The 4436-nt window shown below is 68.2% G+C and carries 4 protein-coding genes and 1 pseudogene; 4 read left to right on the top strand and 1 reads right to left on the bottom strand.

Features of this window, described 5'->3' with window-relative positions; genetic code table 11:
• Positions 1–202: pseudogene (locus G3N94_RS39705) on the top strand (hypothetical protein); the annotation flags it as partial.
• Between the two features lie 261 nt (positions 203–463).
• On the top strand, positions 464–1831 hold the full coding sequence (locus G3N94_RS39700; RefSeq protein ID WP_205799652.1) for an amino acid permease: 1368 nt from the start codon (positions 464–466) through the stop codon (positions 1829–1831).
• Between the two features lie 208 nt (positions 1832–2039).
• Here the strand turns inward: G3N94_RS39700 and G3N94_RS39695 are convergent, their stop codons facing one another.
• A complete protein-coding gene (locus tag G3N94_RS39695; protein WP_185732203.1) occupies positions 2040–2204 on the bottom strand; it encodes a hypothetical protein in 165 nt (54 codons plus the stop codon).
• Positions 2205–2457: 253 nt separating this feature from the next.
• Here G3N94_RS39695 and G3N94_RS39690 point away from each other — a divergent pair, with 253 nt between their 5' ends.
• Both G3N94_RS39690 and G3N94_RS39685 read left to right on the top strand, forming a co-directional pair.
• Positions 2458–3501, top strand: a complete 1044-nt coding sequence (locus G3N94_RS39690) for a Fe(3+) ABC transporter substrate-binding protein (RefSeq protein ID WP_205799651.1) — start codon at positions 2458–2460, stop codon at positions 3499–3501.
• A 61-nt stretch (positions 3502–3562) separates the two neighbouring features.
• Positions 3563–4436, top strand: an 874-nt coding sequence (locus G3N94_RS39685; protein ID WP_205799653.1) for an ABC transporter permease subunit, incomplete at its 3' end; no start/stop codon positions are given.

Genomic DNA, 4436 nt, shown 5'->3' with positions numbered 1-4436 from the left:
GCCGCCGCCCGCGCACCAGCTCGAGGCGACCAAACAGATCACGCGCGATCTCGACGCGATGGTCGTCGCCGCCGAGCAGTCCGGCTCGGTGAGCGCCGAGCGCACGCACGACCTGAAGGTGCTCGCGCACCAGTGCAAGCAGATGCTCGCGTCGTCGCTGCTGATCCGCAAGGATGCGAGCGTGATCCGCTTGCCCGCATAACGCTGCAGGGGCCTGCGGGGGCCCGCTTGCCCCCGCGCCCCTGCTCCGACGGACCGCAACCATGCATCGCACCGGGCGGCAAGCCGCCGCCCCGCTTGCCCTTGCCGCTTCCGCGCATTGCGCCAGTCAGGGATTCCCTGATTCCGCACGACACGCGTCGCTTGATATCATTCGTCCGATTTCAAGTTGTATAGACAACTTCGATCCGACCGGACCGGCCCCGCTCGCCCGGTCCACCGCAATAACCATATCGGAGACTCGATGAAGAACTTGCAGCGCCACCTGAGCGCGCGGCACATCCGCTTTCTCGCGCTGGGCTCGGCGATCGGCACCGGCCTGTTCTACGGCTCGGCGTCCGCGATCCAGCTCGCGGGCCCGGCGGTGATCCTCGCCTACATCCTCGGCGGTGCAGCCGTCTACATGGTGATGCGCGCGCTCGGCGAAATGGCCGTGCGCGAGCCCGTCGCCGGTTCGTTCGGCCATTACGCGACCGAGAACCTCGGCCCGTTCGCGGGCTTCGTCACCGGCTGGACCTACACGCTGGAAATGGTGATCGTCGCGATCGCGGACATCACCGCGTTCGGCATCTACATGGGCTTCTGGTTTCCGGGCGTGCCGCAGTGGATCTGGGTGCTCGGCGTCGTGACGGTGATCTGCGGGCTGAACCTGTGCCACGTGAAGGTGTTCGGCGAGCTCGAGTTCTGGCTGTCGATCATCAAGGTCGGCGCGATCGTCGCGATGATCGGCGGCGGCGTCGCGATCCTCGCGACCGGCATGCATCTCGGCCACGCGGCCGACGCGCCGTCGCTCGCGAACCTGTGGAACCACGGCGGCTTCCTGCCGAACGGCATCGGCGGGCTGATCGCGTCGCTGTCGGTCGTGATCTTCGCTTATGGCGGCATCGAGGTGATCGGGATGAGCGCCGGCGAGGCGAAGGACCCCGAGCGCGTGATCCCGCGCGCGATCAACGCGGTGCCCGCGCGGATCCTGCTGTTCTACGTGCTGACGATGATCGTGCTGATGTCGATCAGCCCGTGGACGGGTGTCGGCAACGACGGCAGCCCGTTCGTGCAGATCTTCTCCGCGCTCGGCGTGAAATCGGCCGCGACGATCCTCAACCTCGTCGTGATCAGCGCGGCGATCTCGGCGATCAACAGCGACATCTTCGGCGCGGGTCGCATGATGTTCGGGATGGCGCAGCAAGGCCAGGCGCCGCGCGTGCTGATGTCGACGTCGCGGCACGGCGTGCCGTGGGTCACGGTGCTCGTGATGGCCGGCGCGCTGTTCGTCGGCGTGCTGCTGAACTACCTGATGCCGAAGGACGTGTTCCTGGTGGTCGCGGCGATCGCGACGTTCGCGACGGTGTGGGTGTGGCTGATGATCCTGCTGTCGCAGGTCGCGATGCGCCGGCGCCTGCCGGCCGCCGAAGTCGCGGCGCTGAAGTTCAAGGTGCCGCTGTGGCCGGTCGCGCCGGCGCTGACGATCGCGTTCATGGGCTTCGTGATCGTGATGCTCGGCTGGTTCGACGACACGCGCATCGCGCTGTATGTCGGCGCCGCGTGGCTCGTGCTGCTCGCGGCCGTCTTCTTCATCCGGATCCGCCCGAAGTTCGCACCTGCGTCACGTTGACGCATCCGCGCGGCACCGGCTCCGGTGCCTGCGCGTCGCTTCCCTCCCGGGCCGGGCGCACCGTCCCGGGCACGCGAATCCCGCCGCTCCCGGCCGGATTCGCGTTGTTTTTTGGTGATTCGGCGGTTCGGCAATCCGACGGCCCGGCGATCCAGCTATCCGCCGATCCAGCCGTCCGACGCGCCCCCGCGCGTCCGCCGCCGCGACGTCAGTGCGCGGTCGACGCGCTCGTTGCTTCGGCCGGATGGGCCTCGTCGTACGCGCGCTTCTCGGAGATCGCGTTGTACAGGATCGTCCCGATCACGATCGACACGGCCACGACGATCAGGATGCCCACGTTGCGTACAGGATTCTTCTTGCGCTGATCGTTCATGGTGCGGCCCTGCTCCGTCAAATTCATCGAAGCACGCATTTTACGCGCTTGTGCGCACCTTGCCGAAACTCTCCGTTCGCTCTCCTTCCCCCTTCCGCACACGCCCGCCAGCGCTCGCCGCAAGCTTTCATTTGATAACCATTCCCATTTCGATCTAAAATCCAGAGTCTTTCATTCTGTAATGCTCCGGGTTGCTCGAGCGGCAGGCGCGTCCCGGAACGCCCGTTCGTCCGCCTGCCTCATCGGAGCCCCCATGTCGCCTTCGCGCACCCGCCTGCTTCCGCTCGTCAGCGCCCTCGCCGTGTCCGCCGCCGCGTTCGCGCCGCTCGCCCATGCAGCCGACGAAGTCAGCCTGTACACCACCCGCGAGCCGAAGCTGATCCAGCCGCTCATCGACGCGTTCACGAAACAGAGCGGCGTCAAGGTCAACACCGTGTTCGTGAAGGACGGCCTGCTCGAACGCGTGAAGGCGGAAGGTGGCCAGTCGCCGGCCGACGTGCTGATGACGGTCGACATCGGCAACCTGCTCGATCTCGTCGACGGCGGTCTCACGCAGCCGGTGCGCTCGAAGGCGCTCGACGACGCAATTCCCGCGAACCTGCGCGGCGCGCAGGGCGACTGGTACGCGCTGTCACTGCGCGACCGCGTGCTGTACGTCGAGAAGGACCTGAAGGTCGACGCGTTCCGCTACGAGGATCTCGCCGATCCGAAATGGAAAGGCAAGGTGTGCATCCGCTCGGGCCAGCATCCGTACAACACCGCGCTCGTCGCCGCGATGATCGCGCACGACGGCGAAGCCGCGACCGAGAAGTGGCTGCGCGGCGTGAAGGCCAACCTCGCGCGCAAGGCGACCGGCGGCGACCGCGACGTCGCGCGCGACATCCTCGGCGGTATCTGCGACGTCGGCCTCGCGAACGCTTACTACGTCGGCCACATGAAGAACGCCGAACCGGGCACCGACGCGCGCAAATGGGGCGACGCGATCAAGGTCGTGCGGCCGACCTTCGCGAACGAAAAGAGCGGTGGCACGCACGTGAACATCAGCGGTGCGGCGGTTGCGAAGCACGCGCCGCACAAGGCGAACGCGGTGAAGCTGCTCGAATACCTCGTGTCGCCGGACGCACAGACGCTATACGCGCAGGCGAACTACGAATATCCGGTGCGCGCGAACGTGAAACTCGACCCGGTCGTCGCGAGCTTCGGCCCGCTGAAGGTCGATCCGCTGCCGCTCGCGGAGATCGCGAAGTACCGCAAGCAGGCAAGCCAGCTCGTCGACAAGGTCGGCTTTGACAACTGACGCAACTGACGCAACCGGCCCGACTGCCCCGACCAACGCGTCGTTCGCGCCCGCACGCCGCCTGCGGCGAGCGCCGCGCGTGAAGGGTGGCATCTGGCTCGTCGCGGCGCTCGTGATCGCCGCGGCGGTCGCGGCGCCGCTCGCGACGCTGATCGGCGCCGCGCTCGACACCGATTTCGCGCACTGGCGTCACCTCGCCGAATTCGTGCTGCCGCAGGCGCTCGCGAACACGCTGCTGCTGCTCGCGGGCGTCGGCGCGATCGTCACGGTCGTCGGCACCGGCTGCGCGTGGCTCGTCACCGCGTACGACTTCCCGGGGCGCCGCGCGCTGACGTGGGCGCTGCTGCTGCCGCTCGCGGTGCCGACCTACATCGTCGCGTTCGCGTATCTCGACCTGCTGCACCCGATCGGCCCCGTGCAGGGCGCGATCCGCTGGCTGCTCGGCTTCGACAGCCCGCGCCAGTTCCGGCTGCCCGACCTGCGCTCGCTGCCCGGCGCGATCTTCGTGCTCGGCTTCGTGCTGTATCCGTACGTGTACCTGAGCACGCGCGCGATGTTCGTCACGCAGTCCGCGAGCCTGCTCGAAGCCGCGCGCACGCTCGGCGCGGGACGTGTCGCGACGTTCTGGCGTGTCGTCGTGCCGCTCGCGCGGCCCGCGATCGCGGTCGGCGCGAGCCTTGCGCTGCTCGAGACGCTGAACGACATCGGCGCGTCCGAGTTTCTCGGCGTGCAGACGCTGACGGTATCCGTCTACACGACGTGGATCACGCGCTCCGATCTCGCCGGCGCCGCGCAGATCGCGCTCGCGATGCTCGCGATCGTCGTCGGCATGATCGCGCTCGAACGCTACGGGCGCCGCCGCCAGCGCTATGCGCACGGCCGGCGCATGCGGCCGATCGCGCCGCGCCGCCTGACGGGCCCGGCCGCGTGGAGCG

The organism is Burkholderia sp. Ac-20353 (genome assembly GCF_017104785.1).
Lineage (GTDB): Bacteria > Pseudomonadota > Gammaproteobacteria > Burkholderiales > Burkholderiaceae > Burkholderia.
The sequence above is the reverse complement of the archived record's forward strand: the minus strand, read 5'-3'. Positions and strand labels throughout refer to the sequence as shown.